Source organism: Acinetobacter suaedae, from assembly GCF_008630915.1.
GTDB classification, from domain to species: Bacteria; Pseudomonadota; Gammaproteobacteria; order Pseudomonadales; family Moraxellaceae; genus Acinetobacter; species Acinetobacter suaedae.
Genome location: NZ_CP043909.1, coordinates 377583 through 400530, shown reverse-complemented (window position 1 = coordinate 400530; position 22948 = coordinate 377583). Strand labels below are relative to the sequence as shown.

General features: G+C 40.4%; 21 protein-coding genes. 6 read left to right on the top strand and 15 right to left on the bottom strand.

The window, feature by feature from the left end; genetic code table 11:
* Positions 1-283: 283 nt before the first annotated feature.
* Both F2A31_RS01885 and F2A31_RS01880 read right to left on the bottom strand, forming a co-directional pair.
* On the bottom strand, positions 284-1516 hold the full coding sequence (locus F2A31_RS01885) for a dicarboxylate/amino acid:cation symporter (protein ID WP_150024941.1): 1233 nt from the start codon (positions 1514-1516) through the stop codon (positions 284-286).
* A 128-nt stretch (positions 1517-1644) separates the two neighbouring features.
* The gene (locus F2A31_RS01880; protein ID WP_150024940.1) at positions 1645-2517 is read right to left on the bottom strand and encodes an acyl-CoA thioesterase; all 873 of its coding nucleotides are present in this window, start codon (positions 2515-2517) and stop codon (positions 1645-1647) included.
* A gap of 361 nt (positions 2518-2878) precedes the next feature.
* Between F2A31_RS01880 and plsB the strand changes: the two genes are divergently transcribed.
* Positions 2879-5431: a glycerol-3-phosphate 1-O-acyltransferase PlsB gene (gene plsB, locus F2A31_RS01875; RefSeq protein ID WP_150024939.1), complete on the top strand. Its 2553-nt coding sequence runs from the start codon at positions 2879-2881 to the stop codon at positions 5429-5431.
* A gap of 46 nt (positions 5432-5477) precedes the next feature.
* Here the strand turns inward: plsB and F2A31_RS01870 are convergent, their stop codons facing one another.
* Positions 5478-6458 carry a putative solute-binding protein gene (locus F2A31_RS01870; protein ID WP_150024938.1) on the bottom strand — a complete coding sequence of 327 codons (981 nt, stop codon included), beginning with the start codon at positions 6456-6458 and terminating at the stop codon, positions 5478-5480.
* A gap of 137 nt (positions 6459-6595) precedes the next feature.
* The gene (locus F2A31_RS01865; RefSeq protein WP_150024937.1) at positions 6596-7423 is read right to left on the bottom strand and encodes an NAD-dependent epimerase/dehydratase family protein; all 828 of its coding nucleotides are present in this window, start codon (positions 7421-7423) and stop codon (positions 6596-6598) included.
* 18 nt (positions 7424-7441) lie between these two features.
* Here F2A31_RS01865 and recG point away from each other — a divergent pair, with 18 nt between their 5' ends.
* Together recG and F2A31_RS01855 are read left to right on the top strand one after the other, a co-directional pair.
* Positions 7442-9487, top strand: coding sequence for an ATP-dependent DNA helicase RecG (gene recG / locus F2A31_RS01860; protein WP_150024936.1), 2046 nt, complete (start codon positions 7442-7444; stop codon positions 9485-9487).
* Positions 9480-10139, top strand: coding sequence for a ComF family protein (locus F2A31_RS01855; RefSeq protein ID WP_150027621.1), 660 nt, complete (start codon positions 9480-9482; stop codon positions 10137-10139). Before recG ends, F2A31_RS01855 begins: the two co-directional genes overlap by 8 nt.
* Here the strand turns inward: F2A31_RS01855 and F2A31_RS01850 are convergent.
* Together F2A31_RS01850 and F2A31_RS01845 are read right to left on the bottom strand one after the other, a co-directional pair.
* Positions 10108-10515, bottom strand: a complete 408-nt coding sequence (locus tag F2A31_RS01850; protein WP_215899264.1) for an NUDIX hydrolase — start codon at positions 10513-10515, stop codon at positions 10108-10110. The genes F2A31_RS01855 and F2A31_RS01850 overlap by 32 nt on opposite strands.
* A 10-nt stretch (positions 10516-10525) precedes the next feature.
* On the bottom strand, positions 10526-11110 hold the full coding sequence (locus tag F2A31_RS01845) for an LOG family protein (protein WP_150024934.1): 585 nt from the start codon (positions 11108-11110) through the stop codon (positions 10526-10528).
* Positions 11111-11283: 173 nt separating this feature from the next.
* On the opposite strand from F2A31_RS01845, the gene F2A31_RS01840 reads away from it, so the two are divergent.
* A complete protein-coding gene (locus F2A31_RS01840) occupies positions 11284-12300 on the top strand; it encodes a CorA family divalent cation transporter (protein WP_150024933.1) in 1017 nt (338 codons plus the stop codon).
* Position 12301: 1 nt separating this feature from the next.
* Positions 12302-12844: a hypothetical protein gene (locus F2A31_RS01835; RefSeq protein ID WP_150024932.1), complete on the top strand. Its 543-nt coding sequence runs from the start codon at positions 12302-12304 to the stop codon at positions 12842-12844.
* A gap of 51 nt (positions 12845-12895) precedes the next feature.
* Here the strand turns inward: F2A31_RS01835 and F2A31_RS01830 are convergent, their stop codons facing one another.
* From F2A31_RS01830 to dxs, 9 genes are all read right to left on the bottom strand, one after another.
* On the bottom strand, positions 12896-13183 hold the full coding sequence (locus tag F2A31_RS01830) for an STAS domain-containing protein (protein WP_008941206.1): 288 nt from the start codon (positions 13181-13183) through the stop codon (positions 12896-12898).
* 11 nt (positions 13184-13194) lie between these two features.
* Complete coding sequence (locus F2A31_RS01825) at positions 13195-13827, bottom strand: MlaC/ttg2D family ABC transporter substrate-binding protein (RefSeq protein WP_150024931.1); 633 nt, start codon at positions 13825-13827, stop codon at positions 13195-13197.
* Between the two features lie 19 nt (positions 13828-13846).
* Positions 13847-14509 carry an outer membrane lipid asymmetry maintenance protein MlaD gene (mlaD, locus tag F2A31_RS01820; protein WP_150024930.1) on the bottom strand — a complete coding sequence of 221 codons (663 nt, stop codon included), beginning with the start codon at positions 14507-14509 and terminating at the stop codon, positions 13847-13849.
* Positions 14509-15285: a lipid asymmetry maintenance ABC transporter permease subunit MlaE gene (mlaE, locus tag F2A31_RS01815; RefSeq protein WP_004641120.1), complete on the bottom strand. Its 777-nt coding sequence runs from the start codon at positions 15283-15285 to the stop codon at positions 14509-14511. Before mlaE ends, mlaD begins: the two co-directional genes overlap by 1 nt.
* Positions 15282-16100, bottom strand: coding sequence for an ABC transporter ATP-binding protein (locus tag F2A31_RS01810; RefSeq protein WP_150024929.1), 819 nt, complete (start codon positions 16098-16100; stop codon positions 15282-15284). Before F2A31_RS01810 ends, mlaE begins: the two co-directional genes overlap by 4 nt.
* A gap of 418 nt (positions 16101-16518) precedes the next feature.
* On the bottom strand, positions 16519-18405 hold the full coding sequence (locus F2A31_RS01800; protein WP_150024927.1) for a DEAD/DEAH box helicase: 1887 nt from the start codon (positions 18403-18405) through the stop codon (positions 16519-16521).
* Positions 18406-18870: 465 nt separating this feature from the next.
* On the bottom strand, positions 18871-19050 hold the full coding sequence (locus F2A31_RS15870) for a hypothetical protein (protein ID WP_228715642.1): 180 nt from the start codon (positions 19048-19050) through the stop codon (positions 18871-18873).
* A 105-nt stretch (positions 19051-19155) separates the two neighbouring features.
* Complete coding sequence (locus F2A31_RS01790; protein WP_150024926.1) at positions 19156-19986, bottom strand: inositol monophosphatase family protein; 831 nt, start codon at positions 19984-19986, stop codon at positions 19156-19158.
* Positions 19987-20119: 133 nt separating this feature from the next.
* Positions 20120-22015, bottom strand: a complete 1896-nt coding sequence (gene dxs / locus F2A31_RS01785; protein ID WP_150024925.1) for a 1-deoxy-D-xylulose-5-phosphate synthase — start codon at positions 22013-22015, stop codon at positions 20120-20122.
* Positions 22016-22321: 306 nt separating this feature from the next.
* On the opposite strand from dxs, the gene ribA reads away from it, so the two are divergent.
* Positions 22322-22924, top strand: a complete 603-nt coding sequence (ribA, locus tag F2A31_RS01780) for a GTP cyclohydrolase II (protein ID WP_109441532.1) — start codon at positions 22322-22324, stop codon at positions 22922-22924.
* Positions 22925-22948: the final 24 nt, after the last annotated feature.

Genomic DNA, 22948 nt, shown 5'->3' with positions numbered 1-22948 from the left:
GAAAACGGACAAATGATAGTGCAAACAAGAATGATTATCCATAAAATATTGAGAATTTCGAAATAAATTGCTTTATTTTCATAACTTTAATTTTAATAAATCTTGTTTTATCATTATATAATTCATGCAATTTATTATTTTAAATCTAATACTTATATCTTTTTAACTCTAGTTTTTTAATTAACCTTTCAACAATTATTTAGCAATATCATGATCAATATGATGTATAAAATTTAAATAAAAAAGCAAAAATGATCAGGAAAATCATCTTTGCTTAATCTTATTATGAGGAAGACTCGGAGGCATGTTTGTCCACAACAACACTAATCATCATATCCCCTTGAACATTGACTACAGTCCGTACTGTATCTAATAAACGATCAATCGGTAATAAAATAGCAATTGCTTCTGCAGGTAACCCAACAGATTGAAGCACCATAATCATGGTAACCATACCCGCACTTGGAATTCCAGGTGCCCCTAAAGATGCAATGATTGCCACTAAACACACAATAATTTGTTGTGTAATGGATAACTCCAATCCCATTAAATTTGCAATAAATAAAGCTGCAGCTGCCTCATAGAGTGCAGTTCCATCCATGTTTAACTGTGTCCCTAATGGGATCACGAAGCCTGCAGTTTGTGGTCGGACACCTAGATTTTCTTGCGCGCATTTTAGACTTAATGGCATCGTCGCCGAACTAGAACTCGTGGCAAAAGCAGTTACTAAAGCCGTTCTGGCCCCACGAAAGAATGTGATCGGATCCATGCGTCCAAAAATCCATAGCAAAAGTGGTAATACCACAAGACCATGAAAAATCGTCGTCCCAGTCACCACCGCAGCAAACTCAGCTAAACGACTCAAGACCGAAAGATCCTCTGTCACAATCAGCTTCGCCAACAAAGCAAAAATACCAATCGGAGCAAGTTTCATCACCCATCCAACCAGCATCATCATTATTTCAAAAAATTGCTGAAAACTATTCCTGACCAGCGTGAAACGCTCCCCTCCTTGTACCAAAGCCACACCTAAAAACAATGCAAATACCACGACAGCCAATACATTACCGTCACTAAATGCTTTGAATGGATTGATTAAGGTATTTTGGACAAAATTGGTTAAGAAACTCGAGGGTGTCAAAGTATCAGGACTTTGATGACTTTGCATATCGGCCTGAAATAGCTGAATATCCACTCCTTTTCCCACATCAAAAAGATGAGCACAGCCGATACCTAAAATAAGTGCTAGTGTGGTCGTCGTAATGGAACATAATGCTGTGATCTTCCAAACACGACCAAATTGTCCGCCTGCTTGGAGATTAGATACGCCCACTACAATTGAACTAAAAATCAGTGGAATCAATAGCATTTTCAAAAGACCAATGAAAATGCTACTTAAAATTCCTAAGCCATAAAGACTATGCTCTACAAATGCTGTTTCAGGAAAAGTATTTAACAGAAAGCCAAACACAACCCCTAAAATGGCGGCAACTAAGATCTGTGTATTTAAATTCATTATCGATGTGAAGACATTTTTAATTTATCCATACTATCTCATGCTCACACATAACAATCGAGCAATTTTTTGTCACTTTCATATCCTAAAAAAGCCATCATAATGATGGCTTTAATCTGATTTAGACGTTATTGCGTTTCAATTTCTCTGAGCCGAATCAAACCTTCTTGGACAGTGCTACAAACCAACTGACCATTTTGCCACATGCGACCAAAATTAAGTCCACGTGAACTTGCACTTACGGTTGCTTCCATTTCGTAGAGCATCCACTCATCTGCACGCAAAGGGCGATGAAAATAAATCGTGTGATCAATACTTGCACACTGAAGGTTTGGAGAAATCCAAGACAAACCATGCGGACGCAATGCTGTCGTCATCAATGTAAAATCAGAATAAAACGCGACAATTGCCTGATGTAACGATATCTCATCTATATTTTTTGCAATATCACCATGTGTACGAATGTAGTGTGCATAATATGGCGCTTCAGGCTGCGGCTGAAAAGGATTGACAGGCTGAACTGGGCGAATCTCAACATGACGTTCGCGCATGAAACTTGCTCGCACATTCTCTGGCACAAAGTTGAGCATACTTTCTTTTAATTCATTTTCAGATTTTAAGTTTTCTGGTGCAGGATATTCTGGCTCTTTATGTTGATAATTCAATCCATCCTCTGGATTGGCAAAAGATACCATCGCAGAAAAGATAATACGTCCATGTTGAATTGCTCGTACTTGACGACTCGCAAAACTTTTTCCATCTCGAAGTGGGTCCACTTCATAAATAATGGGTGCATTTACATCTCCTCCATAAAGGAAATATGCGTGCAACGAATGCGCTGGGCGATCTGTAGTATACGATGCTGCTCTTAACGCTTGCCCTAAAACTTGCCCACCAAATACACGTTTGCCTACCAAGTTACGGCTATTGCCACGAAAGATATTGGCTTCCAATCTTTCTAGCGTTAAAAGCTCAACGAGTTCTTGTGTTAACGCATTCATGTAATCACCTTTTTAACAACAATTAGGGAGAAATCATTCAAGCAAAAGTAACGTCCCAATTTGCCTAAAGACCTTCACAAGCGAAGAGTAGCCATATTAATCGAGATTAGTCGATTAATACAGTTTACGCTCGATATAAAATGTTTTACTCAGCATAACTTTATATTTATAACCGCTAAAAATACGATTTTTAACGATAAAAACTACCAAATACGCTATATTTTGTCAGAAAACAACATATCGTTTTATGTAAGAATATCGCAGAATGTCGTGTTCATGTTTGTATCTATTGAGCTCGGCCTTGCGCTGCTTAGATTGCAGTGCTATGCATTTGCTTAGGGTTATCATTTAGGAGTTTGTAATGTCCAAGACTGGATTTGGTCAAATGTATCGCCAACTTTCGAGTAAGTTACTTGACCTTGTGGTAACACCACATATTCTTGGTGAAGTTCCTGTAGAGTCCACCACAGAACCGAGCTCAGCTGATACTAAAAAAGTTGTGTGCTATGTTTTACAAAACTATTCTCATAGTAATGCTCTGGTGGTCGATGGTGAAACCCGTCGCCTTCAACTCAAACCAGCCTTAGATCCATTAAGTTTTGGTGACTATCAAGAAAAAAATTCAGTACTTTTTTTACATCAAAATGATAATATTTTCTTTAACACACAAACCTTTCCACCCCGTCTTTTACAACTCATTGAAGCACTCGAAAAAAATACTGACGTAGATGTACAATTAGTTCCTGTGACTGTACTTTGGGGACGCGCACCCGACAAAGAAGATTCTTGGTTTAAACTTCTATTTTCAGATACTTGGGCAACACCAAGCACAGTAAAACAATTGGTAAATATTGGCTTACATGGTCGCCAATCTTATCTAGAATTCCACGAGCCACAATCACTACGAGAATTAGTCGAATACGCTAAAACGAATCATCCTAATATTTCGCCTGCAACATATATTGCAAGCTCTTTGGATACCTATCTAGATCAGCAACGCGAAGTGGTACTCGGTCCCGATTTATCCGATCGCCGTAACGTGATGCAGTCAGTCATTAAAGCACCTGATGTACAAGATGCGATTCGCCGTGAAAGTATTCAACATAAAATCAGTATGCTCGAAGCTGAGCGACGTGCGATTGGTTATGTCAATGAAATTGTGTCGGACTATTCTGCCTCAGCAGTACGCTTCGCCGATATGGCATTAACACGTTTATGGACACAGCTTTATGATGGCGTTGAAGTTCATAACTTTAGTACCGTACGTGAACTCGCCAAAGATTATGAAATTATTTACACCCCATGTCATCGCAGCCATATTGACTATTTATTATTATCTTACGTGATTTTCAAACGTGGCCTGATGATTCCTTACATTGCAGCGGGTGATAACCTCAATCTACCGTTTGTCGGTCAATTATTACGTGGTGGTGGTGCTTTCTTTATCCGTCGCTCTTTCCGCGGCAATGCACTATACACTTCTGTGTTTAAAGAATATTTATACAGCATTTTATCTCGAAACACCCCAATCGAGTACTTTATTGAAGGTGGGCGTTCACGTACAGGCCGCTTATTGCCACCAAAAACAGGAATGTTGGCAATGACTGTACACGGACATTTACGTGGTCGTGCCAAACCAATTGCCTTTGTTCCAACCTATATCGGTTATGAACGTTTAATGGAAGGCTCAACCTATGTTGGTGAAATGCAAGGTAAGCCTAAAGAAGCTGAATCCATTTTTGGTATTCTCAAGTCATTGCGAAAAATTGAACGTATCTTTGGTAAGGTACATGTGAACTTCGGTGAACCTGTATTCTTAGATGATGTATTAAAACAGCATAATGCAGACCAGATCCAAATTGAAAAGAACGATGCGCCAGCACCAATTGAAATTTCTCGTGTTGTTTCTGATTCAGCCAACCGTATCTTAGAAAACATCAACCGAGCAGTGGTCATCAATCCAGTTTCGCTTTTATCTTTGATTTTATTAGCAACACCAAAACATACTTTAGATGAAGAGATTTGTGCAAAACAACTTGATATCTATCGAGATCTAGCAACGAAACAACCGTATGACCAACGAACACAGGTCACATCATTATCAGGCAAAGAAATCATTGAATATGGCTTAAAACTTAAACTGATCAAACGCGTTCAACATGTTTTAGGCGATATTATTGCTATTGAAGACAATCAAGCGGTATTGCTAACGTATTTCCGTAATAATATTTTACATGCTTTTGTCTTGCCTTCATTAGTTGCATCGTTAGTTGAGCATAACGGTAAAATTCATAAAACAGATCTAAGCAATGTCATTCGTACCTTATATCCATTCCTAAAAGCTGAATTGTTTATGAAATGGCAATCATCTGAGTTACAACAACAGATCGATGCCTATATTGATGCCCTATCCGAAATTGGCTTAATTTTCCAAGATCATGACAGCAATCTATTCAGCCCGACACCAAATAGTGAAGAACATCAGAAGCTTCTGACCTTGGCAATGCCAGTAAAACAAAGTTTGGAGCGTTATTACATGACGCTGGCACTCATTACTCAACGTGGTTCTGGCAATATCTCGACCAAACAAGTTGAAGAATTAAGTCATTTATTGGGTCAACGACTCTCTGTACTTTATGAGTTCAACTCACCTGAATTCTTCGATAAATCATTGTTCCAAAGTTTTATCAAAGTCTTAACTCAACAAAACTATATTCGTAATAATGAACAAGGTTTTATTGAATATGATGATAACTTTAGCGAAATGGCAGCCGGTGCTCAGCTTGTACTAGATGAAACAACCTTACAAATGCTGCAACATATCACCACATTTAGCGATGAAGAACTTGCTGCAGCTTTAGAAGCGATGGCATCACAACAAGCAAAACGACGCTTAAAACGAAAAAAAGCATAAAAGCATTAAAAAAACGGCAACTAAAAGTTGCCGTTTTTATTCATCATTATTTTCTACAAGCTATATATTTTGGATCATCTAGGCATCGTAATCTTCTAATAAGTTCCACCAAATAAGCATCATAATATCCTGATGCAACATAACGATTGCGAATTCTAGAAACTAACGCATCATATCCCTGCTTTTCGTAACTTGAGATATCCGCCCAATAATAAGCAGGCAGGTGATTTTCCCATTGCATCGCTTGAGCAGCTAACACATGGCTATTTTTTACAAACCATGAGCGAATAGAATGACCAAATCCTGCTGGATACGCTTGTGGTCGAATCACAATATTGACCGCAAAATATGCGATAGGAAAATTGACGACCTGTGTCGCTTCTCCAAATTCTTGTTTCAAGTTATACGGTAGAATGCCATAAGCAGGTGCAGCCAAAATATCGACTTTCTTTTGCTTAAATAAATCAATCGCATTTGAGAAATCCACATAAGTGGGTTTTGCTCCTACACTTTGTGCCAATGCTAATTGCGGCGGATTATCTACTAAAATTCCAATACTTTTATTTCTAAGCTGCGAAACTTTATGTATTTTTTGAGTATTCATAATCATATAGACTGTGCCTATAGGAATCATCCCAACAGCCTCATACTCAGTATCACGCATACGTTTTTCAACGTTTACATTCGTCAACAGCTGTAAAAATACACGTGCGGTACGATTATTCGGAATTAGGCCAATTGCTCCCGTACTGCCCATAAATCGATTATATCGATACGTGCTAAAATTTGAGGCAACCAAGCCTGAACATTCTTTTTGATCAAATGCTTTTATCGCTTCTTGTTCATTTTTAAATGTTTTAAATTTCAATTGCACTTTGCTTTGCATCGCATGTAAACGTACATCTTGTAAACGACGGCTAATATCACCTTGAGTACTCAAAGGGTCAAATACACACCATGTCTGTTCGCTAGCCCAGCTCATTGTTGTCATTAAACTAAGTAACATCGAACAAATTATTTTTTTCATCATTGACCTTCAATGCCTCTCTGCAAACATTGTGCACAATACAGGCAGTTCCTTTACGGAAGCTATTGGTATTTAGAATCAAAAACATACCAAACACTGTAGAGTCGAAAACACCACTCTCTAAATGTTGTTTTAGTTTAGTCTAATTTTTCAGCGTTCGCATGTGCCGATAATGCTGCTGCGTAGTCATTAAAGCAAATCAGATGATCAAATTTAAAACTTGTTTGCATTAATCTCGTCGCATAAATTCGCTTACCCGTTTGTTGTTCAGTCAAGAGCTGAAGAAGAGGTAAATGCAACTGCTGTTGAAACCATTGCAAAATTTCATGCATTGGTAATGGCTGATTATTAGACACAATATAACTAGTCTCAACTTCGGGCAAGTCTACCAATAAAGCTAGAAATCTAGCCAAGTCATCAATATGAATACGATTACTAAAATGTACAGTTGGATAGTTAAACGTCTGCTCAGCTAAACGCTTTAGTCGTTCAATCGAGATGCCATAAATTCCAGTTGGCCTGACAATAATACTTTGATGTGGATAATAAGACTGCCAGAGTAACTCCATCTTACGTAATAAGTGCCCTTGCTCATCGACTGGTTGTATTTCAGATTCATCATCAATACGCTCCCCTGCATTCTGACCATAGACACGTGTTGAAGATACAATCACGATACGTTTTACAGGATGCGAGGCCAGCGCTTGTACAATCGGTCGAATGCTATCCACATAAGTATGTTGATATGCTTCTATACCACTTTGAGACGGAGCTAAAATCACATAAACCACATCAATTGGTGCCAGGACAGTCAAATCCAAACAATGAATATCTTGAGTATAATGCGTCGCGTAACAATCTGTTTTCGGCGTGCGACTAATTGTGCTAATGTGGTGACCACGCTCAAATAAGTGTTTAGCAACACGCTGAGATGTTTTACCATAACCAATAAATAAAATATGCATATATATCCTTGATCAAGAATGACTTCAGTCCAGCAGTTACAAGGCGTTGGTGCAGCCGCAGCGACCTTATTAGAAAAGCTTCATATTTTTAGCACGGATGATTTGTTGTTTCATCTGCCACGTGATTATGAAGATCGTAGCACTATTATTCCGATGAATCAGCTTATGGTCGGGCGAAGTTACTTGCTAGAAGGCGAAGTGCGTTCCGTCGATTTCCCTCCTGGAAAAAAGAAATCCCTTGCTGCATTACTACAAGATGATTTTGGCAAAGTCACTTTGCGTTTTTATCATATCTATAAAGGCTTAACTGATCGTATTCAGGTGGGAAATCGATTACGCATATTTGGTGAAGTTAGAGTAGGTGCACGAGGGCTTGAACTTTATCATCCCGAGATACAAGTGATTCTACAGCACACGCCTTTGCCTAAAACACAACTGACAGCGATCTATCCGAGCACTGAAGGGCTCACGCAACCCAAATTACGAGAATATGTACGGCAGGCTTTAGCTCACCATAGTGATGATTTAGCAGAGCTACTGCCACGCAAATACAGCAATGGTTATGAATTAAAACAAGCACTGCACTATATCCATGAGCCACCAATTGATGCCAATATGGTTCAACTCAATCAAGGTTCTCATCCTGCACAACAACGTTTGATTTTTGAAGAGTTGGTTGCGCATCAGATTAGCCTATTAACTCGTCGCGCCTATATCCGTCAGATTGCTGCTCCCCAATTTACCAGCAGTAAAGTTTTAGCCAAACAGCTCTTAGAAGCGTTGCCGTTTCAGATGACCAATGCCCAAAAGCGCGTATCCAAAGAAATCTTGCAAGATCTAAAACAACAGCAACCCATGTTGCGGTTGGTTCAAGGTGATGTTGGTGCAGGTAAAACACTTGTCGCAGCCATCGCTGCGTGTCATGCACTTGAAGCAGAGTGGCAAGTCGCACTCATGGCACCGACTGAAATTTTAGCAGAACAGCATTATTTGAATTTTAAACGCTGGTTTGAACCATTGGGTATCGATGTCGCATGGTTGTCTGGTAAACAAAAAGGCAAAGCTCGCACCCAAGCAGAACAGCACATTAGAGAAGGCCATTCACAACTGATCGTCGGGACACATGCTTTATTCCAAGACAATGTTGCATTTTCTAAGCTTGGTTTGGTGATTATTGATGAACAACATCGTTTTGGTGTTGACCAACGCCTTGCCTTACGCAATAAAGGTGCGGATCAATTTACACCACACCAACTCGTCATGACTGCGACCCCCATTCCCCGCACCTTAGCTATGAGTGCATACGGTGATTTAGATACCTCAGTGATTGATGAACTCCCACCAGGACGTACACCCATTCAAACCGTAACCATTCCGCTCGATCGTCGTGAAGAAGTACTACAGCGAATTGCCCAAAATTGTCGTGAAGGTAAACAAGCCTATTGGGTCTGTACCTTAGTTGAACAATCTGAAACACTTGATGCTCAAGCTGCGGAAGCCACCTATCAAGAAATTAAAGAACGTTTCCCTGATCTAAATGTCGGACTTGTACATGGCAAAATGAAAGCCGATGAGAAACAAGCTGTTATGCAAGCCTTTAAAGATAATCAATCACAACTGTTGATTGCCACCACAGTCATTGAAGTAGGTGTGGATGTTCCTAATGCTTCAATTATGGTGATTGAAAATGCAGAACGTTTAGGCCTTTCCCAATTACATCAACTTCGAGGACGTGTGGGACGAGGCGCGACTGCGAGTTTCTGTGCGCTGCTTTATAAAACACCATTATCGCAAAATGGTCAGGAACGACTCTCCATCTTACGAGAAAGTAATGATGGCTTCGTGATTGCAGAAAAAGATCTAGAAATTCGTGGACCAGGTGAGTTGCTTGGAACTAAACAAACTGGAGATATGGGTTTCCGTGTGGCACGTCTAGAACGAGATGATCATTTACTGACACAAGCACATTATGTTGCAGAACAAATTCTGAAAGACTATCCGCAACATGCAGAAGGTCTATTAAAACGTTGGTTACCTGAAGCACCAAGATATGCCTATGTTTAAGTTACTCAGCAACCAAGCCTTGCGATTCCTTGACCATTTCACTGCATGTGATTTATGTGAAATAGGAGCCAAACAATACTTTGGCGTATGCAAAAATTGTTGGGATGATATGCCTTGGCTGAAACAAACAATTGAACGCAATCAACAACAGGTCTTTGTTGCCTGCCATTATCAATATCCCATCAATCGCATTATTCAACAATTTAAATATGAGCAGAAGCTACATCACCAGCGATTACTCAGTGGCATATTACAACAAGTTAGACTTCCTAAAGTTCAAGCCATTGTTCCTATGCCAATTTCAACCGATCGTTTAGTCGAACGAGGCTTTAATCAATCTTTATTATTGGCTCAAGGCTTAGCACAAACGTTCAATATTCCAGTTTGGCAACCTGTTCGACGTTTAGCTCAACATTCCCAGAAAGGCTTATCACGCCTAGAACGCTTGGATAACATTGAACATCAGTTTATTGCCCATCCACCCAATAAAATCCGTTATCGAAAAGTGTTAATTGTTGATGATGTCATTACCACTGGCAGCTCGATTGATGCATTATCTCAAAGCTTACGTCAATTGGGCTGCCAACAGATCTATGCTGTTTGTCTTGCTGCTGGTGGGGTTAAGGACTCACCCCTGTCATCTGTTGCTTAAGCATCCACGGAATCACCACCTCTTTGGTTAAAGGGGCGAGTAAAGTAACTTGATCATTTAGATCGACCCATTTCATTTCTGCAATTTCAGCTGCGATCTTTGGCTTCTGTTTTAATTCAACCATATAAAGATAACTAACCAATCGATGATCAGGCTCATTGGCAGCAGCCGTCTCAAACTTTCCAACAAATTGCTGAATCTCACACTCACAACCAATCTCTTCCAAGATTTCACGTTGAATCGTAATTTCAGGTGCCTCATTGATTTCCAATTTACCACCGACCTGCATAAATGAGTGCGTATTCTGTTTTCGCACCACTAAAAGTTGATTTTGTTGATTTACGATGACCGCCGCTGCAACCGTTATAATTTTCAATGAAACATCCTCATGCTTGAATTTCATCAACCGACATCCATTTAGGCACCGCAGGTTGATAGGTTGAAAATGCTGTTAGAATTTCATTAATATCATTTGCCACAATCAATTGATCAACAAAACGTGACTGACTAAATCCACGTGCCACCGAACCTTGAATCATTTTAATTAAATCATCGTAAAAACCATCAACATTTAAAAATGCACAAGGCTTTTGATGAATTCCAAGTTGATTCCAAGTCCACTGTTCAAAGATTTCTTCTAATGTTCCCGCACCACCAGGTAATGCAATAAATGCATCTGCTTGCTCAGACATCTGAGTTTTACGCTCATGCATATTATTAACCACATAGAGTTCAGTTAACCCCTTATGTGCAAGCTCCCGATCAACCAATGCATTTGGAATAATACCAACCACACGTCCTCCAGCCTTTAATGCGCTATCAGCAACGACACCCATTAAACCAGAACGACCACCACCGTAAATCAGCGTTTTACCTTGCTCTGCAATCGCCTGCCCAGTTGCTTGTGCCATATGTTGATATATCGGATCATTTCCAAGAGAAGAGCCACAGAAAACACATATTGAATTCATACAATTAAAACCGTTTTATGCAATTGTCATGCTGTTAAAGTAAGCTAAGAAACAAGATTTTTAAGAAAATAACGATTAGGCAAGTGTTTTTCATTGCATCCTTGTCTAAAATACACGCTGACTTTCTGCATAGTGCAAAAAGTCCTAATATTCACTGCGCGAGGAAAAAAGACATGCTTGAAGCCTTTTATGCCACAGAGCGCGGTAGTCTAGAAGATGCAACCATCAATGGTGGTTTTGATCTCTACCCTGAATTGGTCTGGATCGATCTAATTGCGCCATCCCAAGAAGAGCAGCAATGGGTACTCGATGCCTATGAAAGAAACTTACCTACCCTCAAGTCACTAGAAGATATTTCCTCATCGGCACGATTTTACCGTGATGATGATGGAATTTTGCATATCAGTACTTATTTTTTAACAAAGAATAAAAACTTTCAATCTGACCGAGAACAAGAAGATTTAGAAAACACATTGGCTGCGACAGTACATACCGTTGCATTCTTGCTTGAAAAAAATCGGCTTATTACTTTACGTGGTGAAAAATTAGTTGCATTTCGTGCCTTTCGTGCTCGCGCTCGACGTAATGATTATGAGATGGATTACAAAGATCCCGTTTGGATCTTATTAGGTTTACTAGAAGCAAAACTGGATGAGCTTTCAGATATTCTTGAGGATACCCATCGGTACCTTGAAGAATACTCTGCTGAAGTTCTCAATGATCATCATCGCGAACAGATCTTAGATCTTGATGACATGATCACACGTTTAGCGCATCAAGAAGATATGCTAGGAAAAGCACAACTCTGTCTGACTGACTTACGCCGAGTATTGACCTTCCTATCACGTCCGCGTGCGTTAGGAAGTCACATATATGATGCTGATATTCGAGAAATGAGTGAAGATGTACGCTCTTTACTTGAGCATAATGCTTTCTTATTCCAGAAACTAAAATTCTTACTTGATATTACGACTGGTTTTGCCAACACAGAAATGAATGAAACTTTTAAACGTTTCTCTATCCTGCCGAGTATGTTAGCTCCTCCAATGTTGATTGCTAGTATCTATGGTATGAATACTGATGTATTACCTTTTGCTCAAGGCAATACCAGCTTTTGGATTGTCATTACTTTAGTAATTACCTTTTTGATCGGGCCAACACTTTATTTCCGATGGAAAAAATGGATTTAGCATGAGAGGTCGCACTCTCTTTCCGAGTCTACTGATATATGGATCAATTTTATTAATTCCTACATCTTTTGCATGCGCACCACATTCTCCTGAAGACGTGTTTATTTCACGTCTTCAATCAGTTCAAAAAACTTCATCTAAAGATTACTATCATTTAACACTGAATCATCCTCAGTTTATCTTCCGAGGTCTTGGTGCATGGATAAAGTATTCGAAAGCAAAACAATGGCAGAGCCACTTCTATCCAAACTTTAAAAAAGACGATTTAGTTATTGGCTTAGCCTACGTTCAAGATAGTGCAAAATCACAAACATATAGCATCACGTCCTTAGCACGATTGCATTGTCGAAATGATATTCTCTCTATCAGCCAACCAATCATACCGTTTACCGCATGGGATCGACAAAATCGAAATTGCCAATACACGACATCTACAGGATTATTAGGTGGTTTTTTAGAACACGATCAAAGTTATTATCTTAAAAAGCTAAACAAAAAATATCCAACTTGCCAATCTCTTTTGTCAGCCTTTCCAAAATCATAGTTGCAAAGAAAAAGAGAGCTTTATCAAAAGCTCTCTTTTCATACTTCTCTTTCAGATCAATTTCAGATCATCTTGCAAATGACTCGCTTGGATGATTTTCAACATTTTCTCAGAAACGTTTTTGAAATGCAGCCCTTTACGCTCTGGTGTTTGGCGCAACCATTGCACCAAAACTGCCAATGATAAAGTATTACCATTTTCAAGCTGCGCAAGATCAACAACCAAAGGAAAATTCTGATGTTGCTGAATATGCTTTAAACCAGTCTGATAAACCTGCTCTGCATTCTCAAAATTAATCGTTTTCGAAACGATCAATTGCTGATCAATATACTGAATCACCCGTCACCTACTTATTTTTTAGATACCGCAGCATCTGCATCTGGTTTAAAGGTTGCGATTGCTTTGTTAATGTCACCACCATTACGCTGAACAGTCGCAGCGAACTGGTTACGGAATTGTAAACCTAAGTCAATACCCGCCACATTCACATTACGGATACGCCATTGGTCACCTTTATCAACCAATTGGAATGACACAGGGATCTTCTCACCATTGTTAAGAAAATCTAAGGTCACTACAGGGTTTTTCGAGTTTGTCGCTCGGTATGGACGCATGGTGTAACTTTGATTGGTATATTTTGCAAAAGCACTACCATAGTTTTCAATGATCACTTCACGGAAGTTCTTTTCAAACTGTGCACGTTGAGCTGCGGTCGTATGCTGATTATTCGCATAAGTACCCAATACGATGCGGGTAAACGCTTGAGAGTCTACATATGGGTCAAGATTTTGGCGAATAATCGTTCTAACCAATTCAGGATTGTTTTGTAACTTTGCATGATCAGCTTTTAAACGTGTTACCAAACCATCAGCCACACGCTTTACAAAGTCTGGTGGTGTTTCTGTTGGTGCTGCAAATGCTGCACTTGCAAGCATTGTTGATAATACACTTGCGGTTAAAGTCTGTTTCAATAATGTGTTCACTTTAAACTCCTAAATACGATTACTCAGCAAAAGATGGTTCAGCATCTGCTTGTGATGCTGAAGTTTCAGCATCAGATGCAACTTTGCCAGCACCGCCACCAGTAATAAACTTACTGATTAAATCTTCTAGATCCATTGTGCCCTGGGTATTTGAAATTACATCACCACGCTTTAAGTAGTTCACACCACCACCTGGGATAACTTTCAAGTATTTCTCACCCAATAAGCCATTGGTCGCTACCATTATATAAGCATCTTCATCAATACTGGTGATGGAGGTCATGTTACTGATAAGTTGCTGTTCCATTGCTTTTTGTTGCGCAGCATCAGCTTGCTCATAGTCAGCACTATAACGTAACTCTTCTAGGGCATTGTTTTGAACTTCTTTGAGTTGCTCTGGATTAAAACTAGTCAGTTTTCCATCTAGATCAAACTTAACAGTCGCCAAACGTGTCACTGGATCAAGCGTAATCGAGTCAACACGACCAATCGTGACACCACTCATCGTGACCTTAGCACGTGTCTTTAACCCATTAATATTGTCAAATTGAGCTGTCATGCTATAACTGTCACGCAAATTAGTACCAACTAAACCACTGACCTTCATTGCAAGAAAAAATAGAGCAATACCGAAGATAATGACAAAAATACCTACGGCCAGCTCACTAGTACGTGATTTCATTAAATCCCTCCGAACATGACCGCAGTCAACACGAAATCAAAACCTAATACACAAAGCGAAGAATATACGACCGTTCTCGTCATCGAAGTCGCAATACCTTCTGGGGTTGGGTCACAGGCATAACCCTGATAGACCGCTACCCATGTACAAATCAGAGCAAAGACAATACTTTTAATGATGCCGTTGACCACATCATGTCCAAATTGAACACTACTTTGCATCCCACCCCAGAATGAACCCTCATCCACGCCGAGGAAATCAACACCCACCAACTTACCACCAACGATACCGATCGCAGCAAAAATCACTGTTAGCATCGGTAAACTCACAATACCTGCCCATAATCGTGGAGATACGATTTGTTTCAGTGGATCGACTCCGATCATTTCCATACTTGCAAGCTGTTCACTTTGCTTCATGGAACCAATTTCAGCAGTTAATGCAGACCCAGCTCGTCCTGCAAATAATAAAGCTGCAACTACTGGTGCCAGTTCACGTAACAACGTCAAAGACACCATAGTGCCTAGCATGGCTTCACTACCCACATTGACCAAAATTGAGTAGCCTTGTAAACCCAATACCAGACCAATAAATAAACCCGATACGGAGATGATCAATAAAGACATCACCCCGACACGGTACATTTGATAAATAAAACGCTGAAAACCACCTTTTGATGGCATCGAAAATAAAATTTGTAGGAGCATCAGTGATGCAGCACCAATCCCCTTTATTCGCTCAATAACGAGTCTACCTAGCCAGGCAATCGTATTCATGGACGAACCTCGTTATCTAAATATGCTTGATGCGTAAATTGATATTCAACAGGCCCTTCTATTGAACCTGTTAGAAACTGACGAACAAATGGTGAAGCATGATTTTTTAGTTGTTCAGGTGAGCCCTCACCCTGAATTTTTCCTTCTGCAACAACATAAATATAGTCAGCAATTGACAATGTTTCCGCAACGTCATGCGAAACAATAATTGTAGTTAAATCAAGTGCTTCTCGCAAAGATCGAATTAGGCGCGTCAAGACACCCATGACAATCGGATCTTGCCCGGCAAAAGGTTCATCATACATAATAAGGTCTGGATCTAGTGCAATTGCACGTGCCAAAGCCACTCGACGATTCATCCCGCCTGAAAGCTCAGAAGGCATTAATTTCTCAGCACCACGTAACCCAACAGATTCAAGCTTTAAACCCACCAGTTCAGCAATGAGATGCTCTGGTAGCTTGGTATGTGCGCGAATCGGGAAAGCAACATTTTCATACACAGACATATCTGTGAATAAAGCACCACTCTGGAATAACATCCCCATACGCGCACGAGCTGCAAAAAGCTCATGACGTGACATCGTCGCAATATTTTGACCATCCAGCAGCACTTCGCCTTGGTCTGGGACTAATTGTCCACCAATCAAACGAAGCAAAGTGGTCTTACCTGTACCAGAAGGTCCCATAATTGCAGTAATTTGACCACGTCGAATTTTAAGACTGATATCGTCATAGATGACGCGTTCTCCTCGATTAAAGCTTAAGTTTCTAACTTCAATTAAGGCTTCAGCATCGAGAGGAGATTTGTTATTCATAATGGCATTCATTCCTGCACTTTTTATGCACGCATACTATACACTGAAAGATTAAATGGTTGTTTTTATTTTGATAAGTGATGTATCAAGATTATTTAATTTATGTAGCCAGGCTTTAGATCAACTGATTCAGATGTATGAGGAATATTCACCTTATACGAATTGGTATTATTTTGATCAAAAACAGCATAAGCAAAAAATAAACCGTTGCATAACATCAAGATGACGAATAAGCACGGCAATCCTTCATTGCGAATGAAAGACCAAATTTGGTGATTTAGGCCGTTAGTTTGATTAATCTTATTCATTTCTTTTATAAAATTTGAATTAGTACTCGTTTTTACAATTTTACCTGACTAATCACAAATAAAAAAGCCAGTTCTTCAACTGGCTTTTTCTTTTCATCGGTTTTTATCGATTAAAAATCGTTCTTACGACGACGGTCGCCACCGAAATGTTCTTCACGTGTGCCACGTACTGGACGCTCATCGTTACCAAACTTACGCTTTGGACGATCATCACCACCGAAGCTGCGTTTTGGACGGTCATCACCGAAACTACGCTTTGGACGATCACCGAAACCGCCTTCACGTTGTGGACGATCACCAAAATCGCGTTTTGGACGGTCGCCGAAGCTACCTTCACGACGTGGTTTGTAATCTACACGGTTACCACGGTTGTCATCATTTGAGTCAAAACGCGGTTTATCGTTGAAGCCACCTTCACGACGTGGACGATCAGAATTGAACTCGCGACGTGGACGGTCTTCACCACCAAAACTACGTTTCGGACGATCATCAAAACCACCTTCACGACGTGGGCGATCTGAATTAAATTCGCGACGTGGACGGTCTTCAAAACCGCCTTCACGGCGTGGACGATCTGAATTGAACTCGCGACGTGGACGGTCAGAGTTGAATTCACGACGTGGACGATCTTCGCCACCAAAAGATGGACGCTCACCACGTGGCTTGTCATCGAAGCTACGACGTGGACGATCATCACCGCCTTCACGACGTTTGAAGTTACCTTCACCTTCAAAGCGACGACCACCACCAAAACCACCGCGACCACGGCCGCCACCATCACGACCACCGCGACCGCGACCGCCACCATCACGACCTGAACGTGCAGGAGGTGGAGATGGCTCTAAACCTTCAATTTCAGATACACTTAAACGTGCATCTAAATAATCTTCTAAAGCGCGAATTTTGCCACGCTCACGATAAGTCGCAAGTGTAATCGCTTGACCTGTACGACCTGCACGACCAGTACGGCCAATACGGTGTACATAGTCTTCATTTTTCATCGGTAAACCGAAGTTGATCACGTGAGAAATCGTTGGTACATCTAAACCACGCGCTGCAACATCAGTAGCAACTAAGATTTTTGCACGACCTTCACGAATGCTACGTAAACGACGGTTACGAACCGTTTGTGGCATTGCACCATGTAATGCAACCACTGAGTGACCAGCTTCTGCTAACTCTTCTGCAAGCATGTCTGTATCTTCTTGAGTGCTAGCAAAAACGACTGCTTGATCTAAGTTTTCGTCAGATAACCAGTGAGTCAAAAGTTTTTTCTTATGCTCAAAACCGTCAGTCCAATGAAGGGTTTGAGTAATATCAGTGTTAGTTGTATGACCTGTTTCAATTGCAATACGCTCAGGATCATTCATCATACGTTCTGCAAGACGGATAATACGATCCGCAAATGTAGCAGAGAACATTAATGTTTGATTACGGTTTGCAGCTAAATCACTAATTGCCTCTAAGTCTTCAGAGAAACCAAGATCCAACATACGATCAGCTTCATCAACGATTAAAGCGTCAACTTTATCGAGCTTTAATTGGCGACGATTGACTAAATCAAGTAAACGACCAGGAGTCGCAACAACCACTTGTGCACCCTTAAGTTGTTGAATTTGCTTACCAAAAGGCATACCACCCATAATTGCAGCAATACGAACACCTTTCATGTGGCGTACAAATGCAATCGCATCTTGGCTTACTTGTTGAGCTAATTCACGTGTAGGGCATAAAACTAAAATGCTTGGCTGAGTCACTGCTTTCATGCGCTCTTTAAATGGCACAAAAGTTTCCTGACCCGCTAAAGCGTTTAATGTAGGGAGTAAAAATGCTGCTGTTTTACCAGAACCAGTCTGGCTTGAAACTAATAAATCTTTTCCATCTAAAGCAGCTGGAATCGCTTGTTCTTGCACAGGAGTTGGACTAGTAAAACCTAAACCTTCGAGGGCTTGTTGTAAGGTTTCGTGCAAAGAAAATTCAGCAAAAGTTTTGCTCATAGAGAGTTTCACCCTGATGGGTGCTCCATTTTAATAAATACAAAAAATAGACATCGGCAACAAGCGGCAAAGCGACTCAAGCTGAAAATAGATGAAATTCAGCGGCAATCCGAATAACGACGATGTGGACTAAACGCACGCTTGATTACTGCCTCAACCTGAAGAATCGCTAAGCGATTTGGGCGCAAGATGTGGTCCTCTCTATGGACAGCGTGCGCTAATATGAATAGAACTGAATGTTCAGGTAATGAACTGGAATTTAAGTGCGTGGGCGGATTATAGCAGAATAATTTTAAAAGTCACCTTTTTTAATAGGTTTTTCTATTGGATCACTTTTTATTTTTACATATAAATTGCAACTTAAGAAAAAACAAGGCTTTTTGGCTACTTGAGTAAATATCCTACCGATATCTAAAGATTCATCATTTAATATATCTATAAGTGTTTTTACTAAACAATCTATAATCATTTTTTAAGAACTAGCATATCGACACACCAATAATAGGAACCAAAAGCAGACTCACCTGCTCTATTATCTTGAGTCATTAAATATTGAATATTTGCTAGTGTAAAAGCATTTCCAAAAAATATCTTACCATTCACAGTTAACCCAAAATCTATATTTTGCTCTTCAACTTTATCCACCTATACCTCATGGTGTGTCTCTAAATAAAATCGCTCATCCTTATAAATTACCAACCCAAAATGAAAAAGCCCTCAAATATTGAGGGCTTTTTGGAAATCTAAAAATTATTTTGCAGCTTCGCCCCAAGCTGGAACAACAGTCTGCATCAATGGTTTTAACATCTTAAGTGAACACGCCAACACTTGGCCATTATCAAATGAATCATTACCACCACGAGCATCAACCACAACGCCACCCGCTTCTTTGACAATTAACTCGCCCGCAGCGATATCCCACGGTTTTAAACCCAATTCAAAGAAACCATCAAAACGACCCGCAGCAACATATGCTAAATCTAAAGCAGCTGAGCCACCACGACGGATTTGCGCGCCAGATTTAGTCACTGCCAATAATGAAGCAAAATGTTGCTCTGCATAAGAAACAATTTCACCATTACGTTTTGCACGGTACGGATGCCCTACTGCAAGAAAAGTATTTTCAAGACTTTCTTTGACATTGGCACGAATACGACGTTGGTTCATCACCGCACCGCGACCGCGACTCGCAGAAAACAACTCATCACGCACTGGATCGTAGATCACACCGTGTTGAGTTACACCTTTGTGTTGTACAGCAATAGAAATACAGAAATGAGGAAAACCATTGATAAAGTTTTGTGTACCATCTAAAGGATCAATCACCCAACACCAATCTGCATCGTGACCTTTACCTTCTTGCATACCAAACTCTTCACCAAGAAAGCTGTGGTTTTTATAACTTTTGCGAAGGGTATCAATTGTAAGTTGCTCCAAGTAACGATCTACACGCGTTACTGGACCATCAATGCCTTTTTCTTCAACTTGTAAATCGAGTTTATGACGATTTTGATGTGCCTTTAAAAGCTCTTGACCAACTGTTTGAGCCGCACGCGCAGCCATAACCACCATAGGTTCCATTGAACACCCACTACAAATTTGAAGATTTTGACAAAGAATAATGCATAAAAGCGCGTATATTCTAGCAAATATAAGCGCTTTTAGGGGAAAAATGTTGCGAAAAATTATTTCCGCTTTTACATAAACTTATAAACTAGAACCAAGCTTGCTCAATAGCGAGCAAAATCCCTTTGGCATCCAAACCACAATCTGCAAGCATTTGTTGATGTGTTGCTTGATGTAAGAACTCATCTGGAAGCCCCAGATTTAAAATTGGTTTTACAATCTTCGCTTGTGCCAAAAACTCATTCACGGCACTGCCTGCACCCGCCATCACTGCATGCTCTTCCACTGTTACAAAGAGTTGCGTACGTGATGCCAAATCTCGCAGTAATTGCTCATCCAATGGCTTCACAAATCGCATGTTCACCACACGCACCCCAACACCATGTTGATTGGCAAATTGCTCAGCTGCCTCAACTGAAGTGGCAACGCGACTACCAAAAGCGAGAATGCTAATCTGCTGATCTGCATTTGAATTAAACTCAGCGACTATCTCAGCCTTACCAATCTCTAAAGCAGTCATTTGTTGTTGTATTTCTACGCCTAAACCAACACCACGCGGATATCTTACTGCTGTTGGTCCATTAAAATGATAAGCAGTATGTAGCATTTGACGGCATTCATTTTCATCTTTTGGTGCCATGATGACCATATTTGGGACAGTCCGCATAAAGGCATAATCATAAGCCCCAGCATGCGTTGGACCATCTTCACCGACTAAACCTGCACGATCAATCCCAAAAGTGACATCCAAATTTTGCAATGCGACATCATGGATCAATTGATCATAACCACGCTGCAAGAAAGTTGAATAAATTGCAACCACAGGTTTTAGACCTTCACATGCCATACCTGCAGCTAACGTCACTGCATGTTGTTCGGCAATCGCAACATCAAAAAAACGTTCAGGATAATGTTGGGCGAACTTAACCATACCCGACCCCTCACACATCGCAGGGGTAATTGCCAATAAGCGTTGATCTTGAGCTGCTTCATCACACAACCATTGTCCAAACACATCAGAATATTTTGGTGGTGCTTTCTTAACGGTTGTAGAGGTTACTGGTGCAATTTTAGTAATCGCATGATAAGTAATTGGATCGGCCTCAGCTGGCGCAAAACCTTTACCTTTTTTAGTATAAACGTGAACTAAACGTGGACCTTTACGTTTTTTCAACGCCTGAAAAACTTGCGTCAGTTGTTCAACATCATGACCATCGAATGGGCCAAAATAGTCAAAGCCAATCGCTTTAAATAAATTATCAGCAGCATCTGTTGCAGATTGATGCAAACGTGAATTATAAGTCCATTTTGGATGGGGCTGAACATAGGCCTCGCCATGTTCATTAACATTAACAAGATGTCCAGTTTCCCAAATCGCGGCTAAATGTTTGGCAAATCCACCTGTGCTACACGAAATAGACATATCATTGTCATTTAATACGACAATTAAATCAGCATTGTGAGCAACAGCATCATTCATGGCTTCAAATGCCATCCCAGCTGTCATTGCTCCATCACCAACGATCGCCACAACTTCACACGGATCTTTCTGATAACGACGTGCAAGAGACATCCCCAGACCCGCTGAAATTGCAGTAGATGAGTGCCCTACACCAAAAGTATCAAACTCAGACTCATCACGCGCAGGGAACGCTGCTAAGCCATTCTTACTACGGATCGTTGTGATACGCTCACGACGTCCTGTTAACACCTTGTGTGGATAAGCTTGATGACCTACATCCCAAACTAAGCGATCTTGTGGTGTATTAAAACAATAATGTAATGCTACCGTTAGTTCGATAACACCTAGATTTGCGCCAAAGTGCCCACCACTTTGTCCTGCCGCATACAAAATATATTGACGCAACTCATCCGCCACTTGTGCGAGTTGGCTTTGCTCGAGCTGACGTAATTGTTGTGGATGTTCAATTCCATCTAACAATGGCGTAACAGGGCGTTGAGTTGGAATTTCGGTATACAACATAATGTGGCAAAGCCTTTTTAAGCCTGGCAAATCCGAAGCTGGGTTAAATGAGGGCAATCATACAATTAAATACGATCTACCTTCAATCAGCCACATGTGCGAATGATGCAGCGCTGAACATTCTTTTACCAATCATCAATAACTGGCTTGGTGATTATCCTGAATTATGTCACTGTTAATCAACCATTATTGTGTTCTTTGTATGAAAAAGAAAAACTCGATATAAAAAATCAGAAATTCCAATTCACTCAATCTTCACACATTAGGCTATACTTTGACTGTTTTAATCATAATAGTGAGCTCTCTGTGCCAATTGAATTTATTGCTACATCAAAGCTACCAACTGCTTTTGGTGACTTCAATATTTCCGTGTTCCAAGACCCAGAAACAGGCGAAGAGCATGTGGCGCTTTCTAAAGGTTTAGAAGCTGCTCCAAATCAACCAGTACTGGTACGTATTCATTCTGAATGCTTGACAGGTGATGCTTTTGCTTCATTAAAATGTGATTGTGGGCCTCAGCTACAAGCCACACAACGCCTAATTAATGAAGCTGGACAAGGTGTGATTTTATATCTACGCCAAGAAGGTCGTGGGATTGGCTTGACCAATAAAATTCGTGCCTACGCTTTGCAAGATCAAGGTCATGATACCGTTGATGCAAACTTATTGTTAAACCTGCCTGCGGATGCGCGTCGTTACGATATGTGCAGCATCATGCTCGATCATCTGCAAGTGAAAGAAGTAAAATTGCTGACGAATAACCCACTCAAGCTAAAAGCACTCACTGATCTTGGAATTAATGTGGTCGAGCGCGTTCCGCTCACTGTAGGTCGTAATCCGTTCAATGAACATTATTTAAAAACCAAACGTGAGCGCATGGATCATCTTTATAAAAAAGATGACTTCTAAGTTTAAAGTCATACCGCTCATTCA